Origin of the sequence: Enterococcus sp. RTP21361st1_A6_RTP21361_211029 (genome assembly GCF_040910045.1) — a bacterium.
GTDB classification, from domain to species: Bacteria; Bacillota; Bacilli; order Lactobacillales; family Enterococcaceae; genus Enterococcus_D; species Enterococcus_D gallinarum.
Map to the genome: position 1 here is coordinate 1 of NZ_JBDGBK010000187.1, position 1,837 is coordinate 1,837.

At 50.6% G+C, this 1,837-nt stretch carries 1 rRNA gene; it reads right to left on the reverse strand.

Annotation, left to right across the window (positions count from 1 at the left end):
- Nucleotides 1–67: 67 nt before the first annotated feature.
- Nucleotides 68–1,627 (reverse strand): 16S ribosomal RNA (locus AB5Z52_RS16860).
- Between the last annotated feature and the right edge of the window lie 210 nt (nucleotides 1,628–1,837).

Genomic DNA, 1,837 nt, shown 5'->3' on the forward strand with positions numbered 1-1,837 from the left:
TTTGAGAGTAAACCTCTCAAAACTGAACAAAGGCAAACGATGTGTAGTCTTCCGTACTATTCCTTAGAAAGGAGGTGATCCAGCCGCACCTTCCGATACGGCTACCTTGTTACGACTTCACCCCAATCATCTATCCCACCTTAGGCGGCTGGCTCCAAAAAGGTTACCTCACCGACTTCGGGTGTTACAAACTCTCGTGGTGTGACGGGCGGTGTGTACAAGGCCCGGGAACGTATTCACCGCGGCGTGCTGATCCGCGATTACTAGCGATTCCGGCTTCATGTAGGCGAGTTGCAGCCTACAATCCGAACTGAGAGAAGCTTTAAGAGATTAGCTTAGCCTCGCGACTTCGCAACTCGTTGTACTTCCCATTGTAGCACGTGTGTAGCCCAGGTCATAAGGGGCATGATGATTTGACGTCATCCCCACCTTCCTCCGGTTTGTCACCGGCAGTCTCGCTAGAGTGCCCAACTAAATGATGGCAACTAACAATAAGGGTTGCGCTCGTTGCGGGACTTAACCCAACATCTCACGACACGAGCTGACGACAACCATGCACCACCTGTCACTTTGCCCCCGAAGGGGAAGCTCTATCTCTAGAGTGGTCAAAGGATGTCAAGACCTGGTAAGGTTCTTCGCGTTGCTTCGAATTAAACCACATGCTCCACCGCTTGTGCGGGCCCCCGTCAATTCCTTTGAGTTTCAACCTTGCGGTCGTACTCCCCAGGCGGAGTGCTTAATGCGTTTGCTGCAGCACTGAAGGGCGGAAACCCTCCAACACTTAGCACTCATCGTTTACGGCGTGGACTACCAGGGTATCTAATCCTGTTCGCTCCCCACGCTTTCGAGCCTCAGCGTCAGTTACAGACCAGAGAGCCGCCTTCGCCACTGGTGTTCCTCCATATATCTACGCATTTCACCGCTACACATGGAATTCCACTCTCCTCTTCTGCACTCAAGTCTCCCAGTTTCCAATGACCCTCCCCGGTTGAGCCGGGGGCTTTCACATCAGACTTAAGAAACCGCCTGCGCTCGCTTTACGCCCAATAAATCCGGACAACGCTTGCCACCTACGTATTACCGCGGCTGCTGGCACGTAGTTAGCCGTGGCTTTCTGGTTAGATACCGTCAAGGGATGAACGTTCTACTCTCATCCTTGTTCTTCTCTAACAACAGAGTTTTACGATCCGAAAACCTTCTTCACTCACGCGGCGTTGCTCGGTCAGACTTTCGTCCATTGCCGAAGATTCCCTACTGCTGCCTCCCGTAGGAGTCTGGGCCGTGTCTCAGTCCCAGTGTGGCCGATCACCCTCTCAGGTCGGCTATGCATCGTGGCCTTGGTGAGCCGTTACCTCACCAACTAGCTAATGCACCGCGGGTCCATCCATCAGTGACGCAAAAGCGCCTTTCAACTTTCTTCCATGCGGAAAATAGTGTTATACGGTATTAGCACCTGTTTCCAAGTGTTATCCCCTTCTGATGGGCAGGTTACCCACGTGTTACTCACCCGTTCGCCACTCTTTTTCTTTCGGTGGAGCAAGCTCCGGTGAAAGAAAAAGCGTTCGACTTGCATGTATTAGGCACGCCGCCAGCGTTCGTCCTGAGCCAGGATCAAACTCTCATAATGATTTGTTTGAACGATCCATAGGATCGTTAAGCTCAAATAAAATTAACTTTGCTAGCTATTGCTTGCATGTATTTTGCTTCATATAATGAAGCGCCCTACACATTGGTTCGTTTGCTTGCTTTGTTCAGTTTTCAAAGGTCTACTGCGCTGCGTTAGCAACTTTTAAATCATATCAGATCAACAAGTGAATGTCAACTCTTTTTTTAAAAG